The sequence below is a fragment of the Bradyrhizobium sp. LeoB3 genome (genome assembly GCF_055456055.1).
On record NZ_JBVBEF010000392.1, the window covers coordinates 1 to 393 of the forward strand.

Sequence of the window (393 nt, forward strand, 5' to 3'; positions counted from 1 at the left end):
GAAGGCAAAGATCGCCTTGGAGGCGCTGCGAGAACAATCAACGGTGACGGATCTGGCGCAGCGCTACCAGGTGCATGTGAACCAGATTTACGCCTGGAAGAAGCAGCTTCAGGATCAAGCGGTTCGGGCGTTCGACGCGGGCGCTGGTCGGGATGGCGAGGCGGCCCACGAACTGGAGGTCGAGAAGCTCCACGCCAAGATCGGACAATTGACGGTCGAGCGAGATTTCTTAGCCAGGAGGTCCGGAAGATGAGCGCGCCGGATCGCCGAGGATTGCTTCAGCGCGATCATGAGAGTCTGTCGATCCGCCGGCAATGCCAACTGCTGAGCGTTGCGCGATCGAGCGTATATCGGCCGCCGCGGCCGGCCAATGACAACGACCTTGAGCTGATG

The 393-nt window shown here is 61.1% G+C and carries 1 protein-coding gene; it reads left to right on the top strand.

The window, feature by feature from the left end:
* Nucleotides 1-253: transposase (locus ACZXDY_RS46480; protein WP_464350099.1), on the top strand; the 253-nt coding region annotated here is incomplete at its 5' end.
* Between the last annotated feature and the right edge of the window lie 140 nt (nucleotides 254-393).